At 68.3% G+C, this 17,112-nt stretch carries 13 protein-coding genes; 11 read left to right on the forward strand and 2 right to left on the reverse strand.

Annotated elements, in window-relative coordinates:
* Window positions 1-30 precede the first annotated feature (30 nt).
* Complete coding sequence (locus GV792_RS13935; protein WP_163824539.1) at window positions 31-1,608, forward strand: FAD-binding oxidoreductase; 1,578 nt, start codon at window positions 31-33, stop codon at window positions 1,606-1,608.
* A complete protein-coding gene (locus GV792_RS13940) occupies window positions 1,605-2,546 on the forward strand; it encodes a diacylglycerol kinase (RefSeq protein WP_163824508.1) in 942 nt (313 codons plus the stop codon). The genes GV792_RS13935 and GV792_RS13940 overlap by 4 nt, the downstream gene beginning before the upstream one ends.
* A 6-nt stretch (window positions 2,547-2,552) precedes the next feature.
* Here the strand turns inward: GV792_RS13940 and GV792_RS13945 are convergent, their stop codons facing one another.
* Window positions 2,553-3,134: an AAA family ATPase gene (locus GV792_RS13945; RefSeq protein WP_163824509.1), complete on the reverse strand. Its 582-nt coding sequence runs from the start codon at window positions 3,132-3,134 to the stop codon at window positions 2,553-2,555.
* A 375-nt stretch (window positions 3,135-3,509) separates the two neighbouring features.
* Between GV792_RS13945 and GV792_RS13950 the strand changes: the two genes are divergently transcribed.
* From GV792_RS13950 to proB, 9 genes are all read left to right on the forward strand, one after another.
* Complete coding sequence (locus tag GV792_RS13950; RefSeq protein ID WP_163824510.1) at window positions 3,510-6,188, forward strand: valine--tRNA ligase; 2,679 nt, start codon at window positions 3,510-3,512, stop codon at window positions 6,186-6,188.
* Window positions 6,185-7,681 (forward strand): bifunctional tetrahydrofolate synthase/dihydrofolate synthase, encoded by a 1,497-nt coding sequence (gene folC, locus GV792_RS13955; protein WP_440137365.1) that lies wholly within the window; start codon window positions 6,185-6,187, stop codon window positions 7,679-7,681. Before GV792_RS13950 ends, folC begins: the two co-directional genes overlap by 4 nt.
* Before the next feature lie 91 nt (window positions 7,682-7,772).
* Window positions 7,773-8,225, forward strand: a complete 453-nt coding sequence (locus GV792_RS13960; RefSeq protein ID WP_163824511.1) for a DUF4233 domain-containing protein — start codon at window positions 7,773-7,775, stop codon at window positions 8,223-8,225.
* A gap of 162 nt (window positions 8,226-8,387) precedes the next feature.
* Entirely contained in the window at window positions 8,388-8,804 is a 417-nt protein-coding gene (gene ndk / locus GV792_RS13965; protein WP_163824512.1) for a nucleoside-diphosphate kinase, read from the forward strand.
* Between the two features lie 390 nt (window positions 8,805-9,194).
* Entirely contained in the window at window positions 9,195-12,530 is a 3,336-nt protein-coding gene (locus GV792_RS13970) for a translation initiation factor IF-2 N-terminal domain-containing protein (RefSeq protein ID WP_163824513.1), read from the forward strand.
* A 298-nt stretch (window positions 12,531-12,828) separates the two neighbouring features.
* Window positions 12,829-13,140 carry a 50S ribosomal protein L21 gene (rplU, locus tag GV792_RS13975; protein WP_014349679.1) on the forward strand — a complete coding sequence of 104 codons (312 nt, stop codon included), beginning with the start codon at window positions 12,829-12,831 and terminating at the stop codon, window positions 13,138-13,140.
* Between the two features lie 44 nt (window positions 13,141-13,184).
* Window positions 13,185-13,451, forward strand: a complete 267-nt coding sequence (gene rpmA, locus GV792_RS13980) for a 50S ribosomal protein L27 (RefSeq protein ID WP_130919232.1) — start codon at window positions 13,185-13,187, stop codon at window positions 13,449-13,451.
* Between the two features lie 132 nt (window positions 13,452-13,583).
* Window positions 13,584-15,044 carry a GTPase ObgE gene (obgE, locus tag GV792_RS13985; protein ID WP_163824514.1) on the forward strand — a complete coding sequence of 487 codons (1,461 nt, stop codon included), beginning with the start codon at window positions 13,584-13,586 and terminating at the stop codon, window positions 15,042-15,044.
* A 50-nt stretch (window positions 15,045-15,094) separates the two neighbouring features.
* Window positions 15,095-16,228, forward strand: a complete 1,134-nt coding sequence (gene proB / locus GV792_RS13990) for a glutamate 5-kinase (RefSeq protein ID WP_309138462.1) — start codon at window positions 15,095-15,097, stop codon at window positions 16,226-16,228.
* Window positions 16,229-16,236: 8 nt separating this feature from the next.
* Here the strand turns inward: proB and GV792_RS13995 are convergent, their stop codons facing one another.
* Window positions 16,237-16,890 carry a Uma2 family endonuclease gene (locus GV792_RS13995; protein ID WP_163824515.1) on the reverse strand — a complete coding sequence of 218 codons (654 nt, stop codon included), beginning with the start codon at window positions 16,888-16,890 and terminating at the stop codon, window positions 16,237-16,239.
* Window positions 16,891-17,112 lie beyond the last annotated feature (222 nt).

Here is a 17,112-nt window from a genome sequence, read left to right on the forward strand (position 1 = left end):
AACCCGGACGACACGGCGCTCCCGACGAGTATGGTGTGGGACGCCTGGGGCGCTCCCTCCGGACACAAGCCGTTATCGGCGCAGATCCGTGGCCTGCTGAAGCAGGTATTCGGGGTGTCCGGCGAACCGGTGGTGCGCCGCGATGAGGGCGACGTGCCGCTGCGCGATTCGGCCTTGACGCCTGCCGCGCGCGATGGGCTTGCCGCCGTGGTCGGTGTCGACAACGTGTCGACCAACCATCGTGACCGGCTGCTGCACGCGGGCGGCAAGAGCACCCCCGACCTGCTACGTCGCCGGGCCGACGGTCCGCAGGATGCACCCGATGCCGTGGTGTTCCCTGGTGATCACGATGAGGTCGTCGCTGTCCTGTCCTACTGCGCCGATGCCGGTATCGCCGTGGTCCCGTTCGGCGGCGGCACCAGTGTGGTGGGCGGACTCGACCCGGTTCGCGGCGACTTCGACGCGGTGATCACCCTCGACCTGCGCAGGCTGAACCACCTCTCCGACGTCGATCCGGTGAGTGGCACCGCGACGCTCGGCGCCGGCGTCACCGGCCCGCGCGCCGAGGAATTGCTCAACGCCCACGGCCTGTCGCTCGGCCACTTCCCGCAGAGCTTCGAGTTCGCCAGCATCGGCGGTTTCGCGGCCACCCGCTCGTCCGGCCAGGCCTCGGCGGGCTACGGCCGCTTCGACGATATGGTGCAGCGGCTCGCGATCGCGACGCCGAGCGGCACCCTGGAACTCGGTCGCGCGCCCGCCTCGGCGGCCGGGCCCGATCTGCGCGAATTGTTCGTCGGCTCCGAGGGTGCGCTCGGCGTCATCACCGAGGTGACCGTGCGCGTGCATCCGGTGCCGGAAACCATCGCCTACCAGGCGTGGTCGTTCCCGGACTTCGAAACCGGAGCGTCCGCGCTGCGCGCGGTCGTGCAGGCGGGTGCGGCGCCGACGGTGCTGCGGTTGTCCGATGAGATGGAGACCGGCATCAACCTCGCCCGTGCCGGCGACGTCGGAGGGCAGGCGGTCAGCGGCTGCCTGGCCATCACCACCTTCGAGGGCACCGAAATGCATGTCGCGGCCCGCGGCCTGGAAGCAGGCGCGCTGCTGTCCGCGGGGGGAGGAACGGTGCTCGGCGAGCTGCCTGCGCGCGAGTGGGAGAGCGGCCGGTTCTCCGCGCCGTACCTGCGCGACTCGCTCCTGGACGTCGGTGTGCTGTGCGAGACCTTGGAAACCGCCACCACCTGGTCGAACCTGACCAATCTCAAGGCGAAGGTCACAGCGGCACTCACCGAAACACTCACGGGGCAGGGTGCTCCCGCGCTGGTCATGTGCCATATCTCGCACACCTACCCGACGGGCGCCTCGCTGTATTTCACCGTCATCGCCAAGCAGCTCGGCGATCCGCTGGCCCAATGGCAGGCCGCGAAACAGGCCGCCGGCGATGCCATCATCGCTGCCGGCGGCACCATTACCCATCATCATGCCGTGGGCGCGGATCACCGCCAGTGGATTCCCGACGAGATCGGCGAGCTGGGCGTGCGGGTCCTGCGTGCGGTGAAACGCGAGATCGACCCCGCCGGCATCCTCAATCCGGGCAAGCTGGTCCCATGACATCGCAGTCGCGGCGCGAGATACGCAGGGTCACGGTGGTGACCAATGCACTGTCGGGGATGGGGAAGGGGCACGACGTCGCTGGTGCCGCCATTGCCCGGCTGAGTGAATGTGGCATCGAGGTCACCGAGATCCGGGCGCCGTCGGCGGCCGAATCGGTGCGGCTGGTGCGCGCGGAGATCTCCGGGCCGGGCCCGCATCCTGACGCTGTGGTCTGCGCTGGCGGTGACGGCCTGGTGTCGGTGATGCTGGACGCCCTGGCCGGAACCGATACCCCGATCGGGCTGATCCCCGGCGGAACCGGCAACGATCTCGCCCGCGAATTCGGCATCCCGAACGACGACCCGGTGGCCGCCGCCGATGTGGTGCTCGGCGGTATGGCACGCATCATCGACCTCGGTCTGATCGATCGCGAGGATGCCGCGCCGATGTGGTTCGCCACCGTCACCGGCACCGGCTTCGACGCACGAGTCACCCTGCGCGCCAACAGTATGAGTTGGCCAAAGGGTCCATTGCGCTATACGGCGGCCGCACTGGTCGAGCTCGCGGGCCGGGCCGCGACCCCGTATCGGATCGAGCTGTCGGACGGGTCTGCGCAACCGGACACCGTGGTCGAGACCGATGCGATGCTGGTCGCGATCGGCAATACCCGCACCTACGGCGGCGGCATGCTGGTCTGCCCGGATGCCGTGGTCGACGACGGATTGCTCGACCTCACCGTGGTCCGCGCGGTCTCCCGGTTGCAGATGCTGCGTCTGTTGCCAGCGCTGGCCTCAGGTAAGCGCATCGACCATCCGGCCGTCTTGCACTACCGGGCCCAGCGGGTCACCCTGACGGCTCCGGGCGCACCGGCCACGGCGGACGGTGAGCCGGTGGGCACCCTGCCGATCACCCTGCGCGCCGTCCCCGGCGCGCTGTCGATCCTGGTCCCCGAGTAGGTCGCCTCAGGCGGCGAAGCTGACCCGGCTCATCCCGCCCACCGTGTCGCGGTCGGCAATGACGATCGAGGCGGGCGCTGGGTCGGTGATCGGCCCCGCGTCAACCTCCCGAAGCAGTTGCTGCCAGCGCACACAATGCAGCCGGAAGAAGAAACCGTTGACCTTCCGTCCGCGCGTGTACTGGCCGGCGCGGGCGATGGTCGCGGGCACGTCGATGAGGATCAGGTGTAGCTCCCGCCCGCGCGCCGCGGCCCAGCGGGCCAACATCCGTCGTGCCCAGCCGAAGGTGGCGCAGTCGTGCACCACGACGGGTCCGGCATTGTCGCGCAAAGCGTTCCGGATGCGGGCGTAATGCGCGACGTGCACGACCGGCCGCCACAGCGGATACGGCAGTCTGCCGAGCCGGTGCCGCCAGGAATTGCGCGAATGCTGCGAGTCGAGCACCACCGAACCCGCAGGGCCGGACGGCGGCCACTCGGCCTCGGCCGTCGACCCGAACAACGCCCGTAGCGCCGTGCTCTTGCCCGCGCCGGGGACACCGGCGAACACCAGCACTGCCGTCGGCGGATACCGCAGTTCGTCGATCATGTGTCCGCGTAGATCATGGACCGTATGAGGTAGCAGGACGGAAACCGATGCGGGCACACGGGATTCGCTGGGAAGCAGAGCGGACGATTCGAGCCGGGGGTTCACTCTTCCAGAGTTGTCAGTAATGTCCGATTCGGCAACTGGGTGTGACCAATACGGGTGAAAACCGAAGCTGAGAATTGCCTATGGATCCGCGATCGCACCTGCGATCGGCGGTAGTCTGTCAGGTGTAGGCGGAGTCTTCGGTGTCCCTCATCCACCGAAGACTCCGCCGCTGTTTTTTCTGGGGTCGGGCCCGTGGGCTCGCGATCCTGCCGCGCCCCGGCGTCATCGCCCCTGCGCGAGACGGTCCGCGCCGACCACTAGAATCGCGGGGTGACCAGCGCAGCCCCAAACCACACGCGTAATCGTGCCGATGCCCTACCCAAGAGCTGGAACCCCGGCGAGGTAGAGGCCGAGATGTACGAGCGCTGGGTAGCGGCCGGTTACTTCACGGCCGACCCCGCCAGCAGCAAGCCCGGGTACTCGATCGTGCTGCCGCCGCCCAACGTCACCGGCAACCTGCATATGGGCCACGCCCTCGACCACACGCTGATGGACCTGCTCGCGCGCCGCAAGCGCATGCAGGGCTACGAAGTGCTGTGGCTGCCGGGTATGGACCACGCGGGCATCGCCACCCAGACCGTGGTGGAAAAGCAGCTCGCCGTCGACGGCAAGACGAAAGAAGACTTCGGCCGCGAACTGTTCATCCAGAAGGTCTGGGACTGGAAACGCGAATCCGGTGGCGCCATTCAATGGCAGATGCGCGCGCTCGGCGACAGCGTCGATTGGAGCCGCGACCGCTTCACCATGGACGAAGGCCTTTCGCGCGCCGTCCAGACCATGTTCAAGCGGCTGTTCGACGCCGGGCTCATCTACCGCGCCGAACGCCTGGTCAACTGGTCGCCTGAACTGCGCACCGCCATCTCCGATATCGAGGTCAAGTACGAAGACGTCGACGGTGAGCTGGTGTCGCTGCGCTACGGCTCGCTGCGTGATGACGAACCGCATGTGATCGTCGCCACCACCCGTGTGGAGACGATGCTCGGTGACACCGCCGTCGCGGTCCACCCCGAGGACCCGCGCTACCAGGCGCTGATCGGCAACACCCTCGAGCATCCGATCACCGGCCGCCAGATCCCGGTGATCGCCGACGACTACGTCGACCCCGAGTTCGGCTCCGGCGCGGTCAAGATCACCCCAGCGCACGACCCCAACGACTTCGAGATGGGGCTGCGGCACAACCTGCCGATGCCTACAATCATGGACGAGCGCGGCCGGATCACCGGAACCGGAACCGAATTCGACGGTATGGACCGGTTCGAGGCCAGAGTCAAGGTCCGTGAACGCCTCGCCGACGAAGGCCGTGTCGTCGCCGAGAAGCGCCCTTACCAGCACAGCGTCGGCCACTCCGAGCGCAGCGGTGAGCCGATCGAGCCGCGGCTGTCGATGCAGTGGTGGGTCAAGGTGGAATCGCTGGCCAAGGCCGCCGGTGACGCGGTGCGTGGCGGCGACACCGTCATCCACCCCGCCAGCCAGGAACCGCGCTGGTTCGATTGGGTCGACGATATGCACGACTGGTGCATCTCCCGGCAGCTGTGGTGGGGCCACCGCATCCCGATCTGGTACGGACCCGAAGGTGAGATCATCTGCGTCGGACCGGACGAGACCGCACCCGAGGGCTGGGTGCAGGACCCGGATGTGCTCGACACCTGGTTCTCCTCCGGGCTGTGGCCGTTCTCGACCATGGGCTGGCCGGACAACAGCGCCGAACTCGAGAAGTTCTATCCGACAAGCGTTCTGGTCACCGGCTACGACATCCTGTTCTTCTGGGTGGCCCGGATGATGATGTTCGGTACGTATGTCGCCGAGGACCACGTCATCACCGCGGGTAAGGACGGTGCCAGGCAGGTGCCGTTCAAGGATGTCTTCCTGCACGGCCTGATCCGTGACCAGTACGGCAAGAAGATGTCCAAGTCGCGCGGCAACGGCATCGACCCGCTGGAGTGGATCAATGCCTACGGCGCCGACGCGCTGCGATTCACCCTGGCCCGCGGCGCCCAGCCGGGCGGCGACCTGTCGGTCGGTGAACCGCATGCGCTGGCCTCGCGCAGCTTCGTGACCAAGCTGTTCAACGCGACCAAGTTCGCGTTGATGAACGGTGCCCGCCCCGGTGAGCTGCCCGACCGTGCCACCCTCACTGACGCCGACCTGTGGATCATCGACCGCCTCGACGTGGTGCGCGCCGAGGTCGACGCGGCCTTCGACGCCTACGAATTCGGTAAGGCATGTGAGGCGCTCTACCACTTCGCGTGGGATGAACTGTGTGACTGGTACCTCGAACTGACCAAGGTCCAGTTCGCGGCCGACGATGCGCGTGCCGAATCCACCCGCACGGTGCTCGGGTCGGTGCTGGACTCGGTGCTGCGGTTGCTGCATCCGGTGATCCCGTTCGTCACCGAATCGCTGTGGCGGGCACTGACCGGCGCGGAGTCGATCGTGGTCGCCGACTGGCCGCGGGCCTTCGGGCATGCCACGGATCAGGGTGCGGCACAACGCATCTCCGATACCCAGCGGTTGATCACCGAGATCCGCCGGTTCCGTAGCGATCAGGGCCTGGCCGATAAGCAGAAAGTCGCCGCCAAGGTGATCGGCCTGCCTGCCGCCGGTCTTGCCGAGCTCGAACGCTCCATCGCCGATCTGGCCCGGCTCACCGCGCCGGGTGAGGGTTTCGCCGCCACCGCCTCGGTCGAGGTCCGGCTCAGCAGCGCGACCGTCACCGTGGAACTCGATACCTCGGGCGCGGTCGACCTGGACGCCGAACGGCGGCGACTGGAAAAGGATGTGGCCGCCGCCGAGAAGGAACTCGCCGCGACCACCGCCAAGCTCGGTAACGAGGCCTTCCTGGCCAAGGCGCCCGAGCCGGTCGTCGAGAAGATCAGGACCCGCCGCGATGTCGCCGCCGCCGAGGTAGAGCGCATCGGCGCCCGGCTCGCCGAGCTGAGCGGCAAGTGACCGGCCCCGGCGATACCGACGGCCCGGACTTCGCGCACGAGGCGGGCAATGCCGAACCGGAGCCCCAGCACGGCACCGGCGCCCCACTCGGCTCCGGTCCGTCGCCGGTGGATCTGGCGGAGATGGCGCTGGTCGAGGCCGAGCTCGACCGGCGCTGGCCGGAAACCAAGATCGAGCCGTCGCTCACCCGCATCTCCACCCTGATGGATCTGCTCGGGTCACCGCAGCAGAGCTACCCGGCGATCCACATCGCGGGTACCAACGGCAAGACCTCGGTGACCCGCATGATCGACGCGCTGTTCACCGCATTGCATCGGCGCACCGGCCGCATCACCAGCCCGCATCTGCAGCTGGCGACCGAGCGGATCAGCATCGACAACGCGCCCATTACGCCGGGTCGCTACGTCGAGGTGTACCGGGAGCTCGCGCCCTATATCGAGATGATCGACGCGCAGTCGGCCGCGGCGGGCGGGCCGGCGATGAGCAAGTTCGAGGTGCTCACCGGCATGGCCTACGCCGCTTTCGCGGAGGCGCCGGTCGACGTCGCCGTGGTCGAGACCGGTATGGGCGGTACCTGGGACGCGACCAATGTCATCGACGGGCAGGTCGCGGTGATCACCCCGATCGGGCTCGACCACACCGACTACCTCGGACCCGACCTCACCTCCATCGCGAAGGAGAAGGCCGGGATCATCAAACGCGCGCCCGAGAGCCTGATCCCGCGCGACAACGTCGCCGTCATCGCCGAACAAGACCCCGAGGCGATGGACGTGTTGTTGCGCCGCGCCGTCGAGGTGGACGCGGCGGTGGCGCGTGAGGGTGCGGAGTTCCGGGTCCTTGCGCGCAAGATCGCCGTCGGCGGCCAGCAGTTGGAACTACAGGGTCTCGGCGGGGTGTACGACGAGATCTTCCTGCCGCTGCACGGCGAACATCAGGCCCGCAATGCGGTGCTGGCGCTGGCCGCGGTGGAGGCGTTCTTCGGCGCTGGCGCGCAACGTCAGCTCGACGTCGAGGCGGTGCGCGCGGGATTCGCGAGCGTCACCAGCCCCGGCAGGCTGGAACGGATGCGCAATGCGCCGACCATCTTCATCGATGCCGCCCACAACCCGGCGGGCGCGAAAGCCCTGGCGGCGACGTTGACCGGTGAGTTCGACTTCCGCAAGCTGGTCGGCGTGGTCGCGGTACTCGGTGACAAGGACGCCGCCGGCATACTCGAGGCACTGGAACCGGTGTTCGACGAGATCGTGGTCACCACCAACGGCTCACCGCGTGCGCTCGATGTCGACACCCTCACCGACCTTGCGGTGCAGCGCTTCGGCGACGAACGTGTCGTGCCCGCATTCACCCTGCCCGATGCCCTGGAAACCGCGATCGCGATCGCGGAGGACGTCGGCGACAGTGGGGAGATGGTGTCCGGCGCCGGTGTCGTGGTGACCGGCTCGGTGGTGACCGCGGGTGCTGCGCGTGCCCTGTTCGGTAAGGAACCGGCGTGATCGGTCAGCGCCTGAGCGTCACAACGGCGAGCGGTCGAGGACGCCGAAGTCGACACCGCGTGACCGGCAGATCGTGCCGAGGAGGCAGACGATGAGCGAATCCGACCCGCGCCCGGACGACGATCCGGCGGCCACGGCCGAACAGGCCGGTGCGGAGACGGCACCGGCCCCACCTGACCCGTGGAAGGGTCTGCGTGGCGTCATGGCGGGCACGCTCGTCCTCGAGGCCATCGTCGTGCTGCTCGCGCTGCCGGTGGTCGCCGATGTCGGCGGCGGTGTGAGCTGGCTGTCGGGCACCTATCTGGTGGCGCTGGCCGTGGTGATGGTTCTCGGTGCGGGCCTGCAGCGCAAACCCTGGGCGCTCCCGTTCAACCTCGGCCTGCAGGCCCTGGTGATCGCGGGCGCGTTGATCCACATCTCCATCGGTGTCATCGGCATCCTGTTCGCCATCGTCTGGGCCTTCATCCTCATCCTGCGCAACGACGTACAACGCCGCATGGACCTCGGAGTCCTGCCAAGCCAGCGCACCCGCCCGCCGAGCTGACTCCGGAGCACCGGCTGCTCATCTACAGCGAGCCGGGGGACCCCGAGTCGGCGCTGCTATCGCAGTGCGGAGTCGTCGAGCCGACCGGACCGACCGGTCCTGGGCCTATCTGGTCCGACCGCTGGTTGGGAACCTGAGGGAGGTCCCCGTTACGCTGTCGCCGTGACTGAGCAGACGTTGATCCTCATCAAGCCGGACGGTGTGGCCCGTGGCCTCGTCGGCGAGGTGCTGAACCGGATCGAGCGCAAGGGCCTGAAGATCGCCGCGCTCGAGCTGAAGCAGGTGTCCGACGAGCTGGCGGGCGAGCACTACGCCGAACACGCGGGCAAGCCGTTCTACGGCTCGCTGATCGAGTTCATCACCTCGGGCCCGGTCGTCGCGGCCATCCTCGAGGGTCCCCGCGCCATCGCCGCGTTCCGGCAGATCGCCGGCGGCACCGATCCGGTGGAGAAGGCCGCCACCGGCAGCATCCGGGGCGATCTCGCGCTGGAAACCCAGGAGAACCTGGTGCACGGATCCGACTCGCCGGAGTCGGCCAAGCGGGAGATCGCACTCTGGTTCCCGGAGTTCCCGGCCTGATCCGACTCCATTTCCGTCGCTTCAGACGTCACGCTGTTGCGCCGATGGCGAACCCTCGGCGCACGGTGTGGGATACTGGCAACTGGTTGCAACCGAATAACGGTAGTAGCCGGATGACACCCCGAGGTTCGATGCCGATCATCGCTGCCGCGGCGCGGTAACTCGTTCGCGTCGGCACGCTGGATGAACGCTCACACCACGGAGTTCAGCCATACAGCCAGGCGCCGCGTGTCCAGTTAGCCCGAACGACGATCAACATGGAGATAACCGGGCACGCGGGGCGAGACCATCGACCTCGTGCCAACCGCACGAGGTGTACCGACAGCGCCCCCGCGTCGGCCGCGTCACTCCCTGCCGGGAGGAACGCGCCCGGGGGCCCGAGGAGACTTCGTGGCCGATCAAGAGCCGCTGGACACAACATCACAGGATGCCGATCAATTGCCGGAGCGAATCCGAGTTCATGCGCTGGCCAAACGTCTGGGAGTAACGAGCAAGCGCATCCTGGCAAAGCTGGGTGAGCTCGGCTCCGACGCGCGCAGCCCCCAGTCGAACGTGGATCGCGCGGTCGCCGAGTCGGTCAGGGACGCGCTCGCCGCCCCCGAGACCGAGCCTGCCGGCGTCGCGCCCGAACCGCAGCCCGTCGCGGACACCACCCAGCAAACCGCCGCCGAGGCCCCGGCCGAGCAGCAGGCGAGCACCGCGACCGAGCCGTCCACACCGGAGCCGGCCGAGCCCGCTCCCACGGTGGAGACAGTCCAGGTGGTCGCCGCCGAGGAGACAGCGCCGGTCGCCGATCTGTTCTCCACCGCGCCGTCGTTCAGCCCACCCGGCGGACTGTTCGCCAGCCCCATTCCGGAGGCGCCGCCGGCTGTGGAGCCGGTTGTCTTCGAATCCGCGGTCGTCGCGGCACCGCTGTTCCTGTCACCGGATGCCGCCGCCGCCGACGAGCTGCGGAAGAAACGCCGCACCGAACGCGATACGGTCCGCATCGAAGACACAGCGCATGCGGAGGAGACCGACGAAGAGGTCTCCGATGAGCAGGACACCGCCGAGCAGGCCGAGTCCGACGATCAGCCCCGGCGCAGGCGCCGTGGCCGTCGTGGTCGTGGGCGTGGACGCGGTGAGCAGCACGCCGACAGCGACGACGAGCAGGACGCCGAGCCCGAACGCGGCGTCCGCGACAAGGACGAGACGCGCGGCAAGGAGTCCGGCACCGAGGACGGCGAGCGCGCCGAAACCCCCGCCGAGGATGAGCACGCCGAGACTGCCGAATCCGCCGAGGAAGGCGACGACGGCTCGCCGGAGGGTTCCAGCCGCAGGCGGCGCAGGCGCAGGCGGCGCAAGGTCGCCGGTGAGTCCGGTGGCGAGAACGAAACGGCCGACGACGACCCGCCCAACACCGTCGTGCACGAGCGTGAACCCCGCAACAAGAGCCGGGGCCGCGCCACCGTCGACGAGGTGCAGGGCATTACCGGGTCGACCCGGCTCGAGGCCAAGCGTCAGCGTCGTCGCGACGGACGCGAGGCGGGCAGGCGGCGTCCGCCGATCCTGACCGAATCGGAGTTCCTGGCCCGCCGCGAGGCGGTCGACCGGGTCATGGTGGTGCGGGAGAAGGAATTCCCCGGTCACCCCACCGCCACCCAGGTCGCGGTCCTCGAGGACAGCATCCTGGTCGAACACTTCGTCACCAGCACCGGTCAGGCGTCGATGGTCGGCAACGTCTACCTCGGCAAGGTGCAGAACGTGCTGCCGAGTATGGAGGCGGCATTCGTCGACATCGGCCGCGGCCGCAACGGTGTGCTCTACGCAGGCGAAGTGAACTGGGAGGCCGCAGGCCTCGGCGGCAAGGAACGCAAGATCGAGCAGGCGCTCAAGCCGGGCGATCAGGTGCTGGTCCAGGTCAGCAAGGATCCGGTCGGGCACAAGGGCGCCCGCTTGACCACTCAGATCAGCCTGGCCGGACGTTTCCTCGTCTACGTGCCCGGGGGCACCTCGACCGGTATCAGCCGCAAGCTGCCCGATACCGAGCGCAAGCGGCTCAAGGAGATCCTGCGCGAGATCGTGCCCGCCGACGCGGGTGTGATCATCCGGACCGCCTCCGAAGGCGTCAGCGAGGCCGAACTGGCTCGCGACGTGGAGCGGCTGCAGGCCACCTGGCGGACGATCGAAAAGGCCGCCGAACAGGATTCCGGCGCCCCGAAGACGCTCTACGAAGAGCCGGACCTGCTGGTCAAGGTGATTCGCGACCTGTTCAACGAGGACTTCTCCAAGCTCGTCATCGAGGGGGAGCGGTCCTGGAGCACGGTGGAGACCTACATCCGCACCGTCGCGCCGGATCTGCTGGCGCGGGTCGCCCAGCACGAGAACAACGGTGTGGATGTCTTCGAGACCTACCGCATCGACGAGCAGCTGGCCAAGGCCCTTGACCGAAAGGTGTGGCTGCCCTCGGGCGGCACGCTCGTCATCGACCGCACCGAGGCGATGACGGTCGTCGACGTCAACACCGGCAAGTTCACCGGCTCCGGCAACAGCAACCTCGAAGAGACGGTCACCCGCAACAACCTGGAAGCCGCCGAGGAGATCGTGCGGCAGATGCGGTTGCGCGATATCGGCGGCATGATCGTCGTCGACTTCATCGACATGGTGCTCGAATCCAACCGTGATCTGGTGTTGCGCCGGCTCACCGAGGCGCTCGGCCGCGACCGCACTCGTCATCAGGTCTCGGAAGTGACCTCGCTCGGCCTGGTGCAGATGACCCGCAAGAAGCTGGGCACCGGCCTGGTCGAGGCGTTCTCCACCACCTGCGAGCACTGCCACGGTCGCGGCATCCTGGTGCACAGCTACCCGGTGGAGCCGACCACGGCCGAGGACGGTGGCGGTCGCGGGCGTGAGTCCGGTTCCCGCAGGCGTCGCGGTCGCGAGAAGTCCGGCGCGGCCACCACCCCGCAGCCGCAGCAGCCCGCGGTGCCAGAGGTGAGCGAGGAGGAGGCTGCGGCCAAGCGCGCGCATCCGGTCGCGCTGGCCATGGCCGCCCATCATGCCGAGGACATCGTGGTGTCGGAGGCCGAAGCGGAGGCGCAGCCGTCGGAGACGGTGGCCGAACCCGCAGCGGCCGAAGCCGTTGCGAAGGAGGCGGCCGGAGAGCAGGCCGCTGCCGAACCGGCTGCCGCTGCCACCCAGAACGGCACCGGCACCCGTACCCGGTCGACCAGGCGTCGGCGGGTGGCTCGTTCGGCTGCGGCCCTCGCGGCGGAGTCGGCGGTGACCACCGCTGAGCCGGCCACGGAGGAATCGGCTACGGCGGAACCGGCCGAACCGGCAGCAGCGGCCGAGTCGGCTCCGATAGCCGAACCGGAAGCGGCACCCGAGGCCGAACCGGTAGTGGAGACCACCGTTGAGCCGGCTGCGACCACAGCCGCCGAGCCCGTGGCGGAGTCTGTGGAAGAAACGCAGGCCGAATCCGAACCCGCGGAGACGGTCGCTGCCGCGTCGGAGAACGGCACCCCGGCCCGCGCCACCAGGCGTCGGCGGGTGGCCCGCTCGGCCGCCGCCCCTGCCGCGGACAGCACCGGTGCGGTGTTCGTCATGAGCAGTTCGGACGAGCCCGCGGCCCCGGTCGCCGACTTTGCCGAGCCGCTACCGGTCCAGGCGCCTGCGCGCAGGCCACGCAGGCGTAGCTCGGGCCGTCCCGCCGGACCGCCACCGGCCGACGCGACGAACGAATGACCAGGTGGTCCCCGCCCTTGTGGCGGGGGCCACTGTCGTTCCGCGGCCGGTTTGGTCGCGCACCTATCCGTCCTGTAATCTTGGACAGTCGCTGCCCGGCGACAGCGTTTTATCACGCTGTGCCCGCGAAGCTGTATCGGGAACTGTTTCTAGCAGACCCTGAGCAATCGCCAGTGCTGAGGCGGCGGTGACTACCAGACCAGATGTGTAGTGGTTGCCCGGTGGAGTTCTCCAGCCGGGTACTGCTCCAGCCGCGCTAGCAAGCGCCGCACACTAGAGGAAGAAGGGCAGCCGACCGATGGCAACGTACGCGATCGTCAAGACCGGCGGAAAGCAGTACAAGGTCGCGGTCGGTGACCTGGTGAAGGTCGAGAAGATCGAGGGTGCGCCGGGCACCGCTGTGGATCTGTCGCCGGTGCTCGTGGTCAACGGCGCCGAGCTGACCGCCGATGCGGACAAGCTGGCCAAGGTGTCGGTGTCCGCCGAGGTCGTCGAGCAGACCAAGGGCCCGAAGATCCGCATCCACAAGTTCAAGAACAAGACCGGCTACCACAAGCGCCAGGGTCACCGTCAGCCGCTGACGGTCCTGAAGGTCACCGGCATCAAGTAATCGGCCCGGGGGTTCACCGAGCCCCCACCTGGAGGAGTACAGCAATGGCACATAAGAAGGGTGCATCCAGCTCCCGGAACGGTCGCGATTCCAACAGCAAGCGCCTCGGCGTCAAGCGGTTCGGCGGTCAGTCCGTGAAGGCCGGCGAGATCCTGGTGCGTCAGCGCGGCACGCACTTCCACCCCGGCGTGAACGTCGGCCGTGGCGGTGACGACACCCTGTTCGCCCTCGAGGCGGGCGCGGTCGAGTTCGGCACCAAGCGTGGACGCAAGACCGTCAACATCGTGGTTCCGGAGCCCGTCGAAGCCTGACCGGCTGACGACTCCAACACAGACGAGCGGGTCAGGGTGACATACCCCTGGCCCGCTTTTCGTTGTTTCCATCACAGTCGCCAGCGGCGATGCTCGCCGTCCTGACCAGACCGAAGGAGGATGATTCGGCGTATGTCCAAATTCATCGACCGTGTCGTACTTCATGTGCGTGCTGGCAAGGGCGGCCACGGCTGCGCGTCGGTGCACCGGGAGAAGTTCAAGCCGCTCGGCGGTCCCGACGGCGGTAATGGCGGCAACGGCGGAGACGTGATCCTCGAGGTCGACTCCAATGTGCACACCCTGCTGGACTTCCACTTCCATCCGCATGCCAAGGCGAGCAACGGCAAACCGGGCGAAGGCGGCAACCGCGATGGCAAACAGGGCACCGAACTGCTGTTGAAGGTTCCCGACGGCACCGTGGTGTTGGGCTCGGACGGCGAAGTGCTCATGGACCTGGTCGGTGTGGGCAACCGGTACATCGCGGCCCGTGGTGGTCGCGGCGGGCTCGGAAATGCCGCACTGGCCTCCAAGGCACGGAAGGCGCCCGGGTTCGCGCTGCTCGGTGAGGAGGGCGAAGAGCGCGATATCGTGCTCGAGCTCAAGTCCGTGGCCGATGTGGGGCTGGTCGGATTCCCGTCGGCCGGTAAGTCCTCGCTGGTGTCTGTGCTCTCGGCGGCCAAACCCAAGATCGCCGACTACCCGTTCACCACTCTCGTGCCCAACCTCGGTGTGGTCGCCAGCGGCGACACCACCTTCACTGTGGCCGATGTGCCCGGGTTGATCCCTGGTGCGAGCCAGGGCCGTGGTCTCGGCCTCGACTTCCTGCGTCACCTGGAGCGGTGTGCTGTCCTCGCGCACGTTGTGGACTGCGCGACGCTGGAGCCGGGCCGCGATCCCGTCTCCGACGTCGACGCCCTCGAGGCGGAACTCGCCGCCTACAAACCTGCGCTGAGCGCCGATGCGGGGCTCGGTGACCTGGCCGACCGCCCGCGGGTGGTGATCCTGAACAAGACCGACGTGCCCGACGCCGCCGAACTGGCCGAGATGGTCACCGAGGAGTTCACCGCGCGGGGCTGGCCCGTCTTCGAGATCTCGGCGGTGAGCCGGGCCGGGCTGCGGCCGCTGACGTTCGCCCTCGCCGACTTGGTGCTGAAGTACCGGGAGGAGCATCCGAAGGCTGCCCCGAAGCGCCCGGTGATCCGCCCGATCGCGGTGGACGAGACCGGCTTCAGTGTGATCGCCGATCCGGAGGAGCCCGGCGGTTTCATCGTGCGCGGTACCCGGCCCGAGCGCTGGGTCCGGCAGACCCAGTTCGACAACGACGAGGCCGTCGGTTACCTGGCCGACCGGCTCGCGCGTCTCGGCGTCGAGGACGAACTGGTGCGCCTCGGCGCCGAACCCGGCGCGCCCGTCACGATCGGCGATGTCACCTTCGAGTGGGAGCCGCAGATCTCGGCGGGCGTCGATATGGTGCCCACCGGCCGCGGCACCGATATCCGGCTCGAGCAGACCGACCGGATCAGTGCGGCCGAGCGCAAACATGCCTCCAGGGTGCGTCGCGGTTTGGTGCGTGACGACGAGGACGAAGCGTAGGCACGCTCTAGCGGCGTGCCGGCGCGAGACAACAGTGGTGGAGATCAGCCGTGACGGAAACGGAAGTGCAGTTCGGCGCCGGACTCAGTGAGGCGCGCCAGGCCATCGCCGGTGCGCGCAGCGTCGTGGTGAAGATCGGGTCCTCGGCCCTCACCAGCATGAAGGCCGGTCTGGATATCGCACGGCTGGATCGGCTCGCCGACGCCATCGAGGCGCGGATGCGGGCCGGATCCGATGTCGTTGTGGTGTCCTCGGGCGCAATCGGCGCCGGGATGGCGCCGCTGGGCCTGAGTCGCCGTCCGCGTGATCTGGCCACCAAACAGGCGGCGGCCAGCGTCGGTCAGCTGGCGCTGGCCCACGCCTGGGGGACGTCGTTCACACGGTATGGCCGCACTGTCGGTCAAGTCCTGCTCAGCGCCGACGACTTCGCCCGCCGCGAACACCATCGCAATGCCCAGCGCACCCTGGACCGGCTCCGCTCGCTCGGCGCGGTGGCGGTGGTGAACGAAAACGACACTGTCGCAACCGAAGAGATCCGTTTCGGCGATAACGACCGGCTGGCCGCACTGGTCGCGCATCTGGTGGGCGCCGACGCTCTGGTGCTGCTGTCGGATGTCGAGGGCCTCTACGACGGCGACCCACGCAAAGGTGGTGCCACATTCATTCCCGAGGTGCGTTCCAGCGCGGACCTCGACGGGGTGATCGCAGGCAGCGGCGGCGCGCTCGGGACCGGTGGCATGGCCTCGAAGCTGTCGGCGGCCCGCCTTGCCGCTGACGCGGGTGTGCCGGTGCTGCTGGCCGCGGCCTCCGACGCCGCGACCGCCTTGAGCAGTGGCACCGTCGGCACCGCGTTCGCGGCTCGCCCGGTGCGTCTGTCCGCGCGCAAGTTCTGGGTCCGCCACGCCGCCGACAGCCGCGGCGCCATCCACATCGACGACGGAGCCGTCGCCGCCGTGGCCCATCGCCGCCACTCCCTGCTCGCGGCAGGCATCACCGGCGTGCGCGGCCGCTTCCACGGCGGTGACGTCGTCGATCTCATCGCCCCTGACCACCGCCTGGTCGCGCGTGGTGTCGTCGAATACGACGCAGCCGAACTGTCCACCATGCTCGGCCGCTCCACAACTGAGCTTCCCGACACAATGCAGCGTCCGGTGATTCACGCCGACGACCTGGTGAAGGTGTAGGAGCGGGCTCAGTACTCGAGTTCCGACCACGGGATGGTGATCGGGAAAGGGAAGTCGATCTCGATGCCGTTGGCATCGTCGCGGGTCCACTCTCCAGCGACGAGATAATTGGCCGGACGCAGCGGCCGCACCCCCTGCGGGAGCCGTCCGTGCTCGGTCTCCAACGCGTACGCCCTGACAGTCGCGATCGCGCTGTCCTCGCGAGCCAGTGATACCTCCCAATACCAGGGGATTCCAGCGCTCGCGTAGCGTGCTTTCTTGGATTCCATATCGGACTGCGTGTTCGAAGGCGATAGAACTTCACCCACGATCAGCGTGTCAGACGCGCGAAGGTCCTGGTAGGGCGAACCGAGGCAGCGGTGAACCAGGAAATCGGGGGTGAGGAAGTCTGATTTTCCGCTGTTGCCGAGGAAGACGTTGGTTTCCACCGTCACTCGCCAGCACGTCTCCGGGTCGTTCGACATGGTCTTTCGGGCACACTGCTCGATAGCGTTCCGCACACGAACCGTGAAAGTCTGGTGCTCGGCCGGGCCCCGGCGCAACCAAACGACCCGACCATTCCAGAGCTCGATCTGTTTGGCGATCTCCTCGGGTAGCCGTTCCAGTTCATCCCAGGTCATGAACTCGGGGAGCTCAGGGCGCTCGACACGCGGAACGGTCATGCCGCCATGGTAGGCCGCTCGGCTACCGCGATCGAACTGATTCCGGCGGGTCGCAGATCAGCCCTGCGGTGGGATGACGCCGGGCTGGTCGGTGGCAGGTGGCGTGCCCTCGGGGATGGGTCCGGTGATGCCGGGCTGACCTGCGGGGTCCGGTAGCGGGACAGGCGGGTTCTCGGGTCCCGGGATCGGGGGTGGGGGAGGTGCTTCGGGTTGCCTGGGCGG

Source organism: Nocardia cyriacigeorgica, from assembly GCF_010868145.1.
GTDB classification, from domain to species: domain Bacteria; phylum Actinomycetota; class Actinomycetes; order Mycobacteriales; family Mycobacteriaceae; genus Nocardia; species Nocardia cyriacigeorgica_D.

Coding starts and splice junctions, on each gene's coding strand:
- GV792_RS13935 (WP_163824539.1), top strand. CDS start 31: ATGGTGTGGGACGCCTGGGGCGCTCCCTCCGGACACAAGCCGTTATCG.
- GV792_RS13940 (WP_163824508.1), top strand. CDS start 1,605: ATGACATCGCAGTCGCGGCGCGAGATACGCAGGGTCACGGTGGTGACC.
- GV792_RS13945 (WP_163824509.1), bottom strand. CDS start 3,134: ATGATCGACGAACTGCGGTATCCGCCGACGGCAGTGCTGGTGTTCGCC.
- GV792_RS13960 (WP_163824511.1), top strand. CDS start 7,773: ATGAGCGAATCCGACCCGCGCCCGGACGACGATCCGGCGGCCACGGCC.
- rplU (WP_014349679.1), top strand. CDS start 12,829: ATGGCAACGTACGCGATCGTCAAGACCGGCGGAAAGCAGTACAAGGTC.
- rpmA (WP_130919232.1), top strand. CDS start 13,185: ATGGCACATAAGAAGGGTGCATCCAGCTCCCGGAACGGTCGCGATTCC.
- obgE (WP_163824514.1), top strand. CDS start 13,584: ATGTCCAAATTCATCGACCGTGTCGTACTTCATGTGCGTGCTGGCAAG.
- GV792_RS13995 (WP_163824515.1), bottom strand. CDS start 16,890: ATGACCGTTCCGCGTGTCGAGCGCCCTGAGCTCCCCGAGTTCATGACC.